Source organism: Microbacterium sp. ZXX196 (assembly GCF_009709595.1).
Classification (GTDB): Bacteria; Actinomycetota; Actinomycetes; order Actinomycetales; family Microbacteriaceae; genus Microbacterium; species Microbacterium excoecariae.
In genome coordinates this window covers 1-253 of record NZ_WMEE01000365.1, presented here as the reverse complement: position 1 = coordinate 253, position 253 = coordinate 1, and the positions used below count along the sequence as shown (strand labels likewise).

Sequence of the window (253 nt, the reverse complement as noted above, 5' to 3'; positions counted from 1 at the left end):
CCCACGTCTGGCAATACAGGCATTGGCCTGGCTTTAGCGGGCGCCGTCAAAGGCTACCGTGTCATCATCACCTTGCCGGAAAAAATGAGCCATGAAAAGCAAGTCGCCCTAAAAGCACTCGGTGCTGAAATCATTCGCACCCCGACTGAAGCCGCCTGGGATGCACCCGAAAGCCATATAGGCGTCGCTAAAAAACTACAGCCAGAGCTGCCTAACGCACATATTTTGGACCAATATGCCAACTGCAATAATC

At 52.2% G+C, this 253-nt stretch carries 1 protein-coding gene; it reads left to right on the top strand.

Going from position 1 to position 253, the window contains the following annotated elements:
- Positions 1-253: pyridoxal-phosphate dependent enzyme (locus GJQ66_RS13350; RefSeq protein ID WP_155049688.1), on the top strand; the 253-nt coding region annotated here is incomplete at both ends.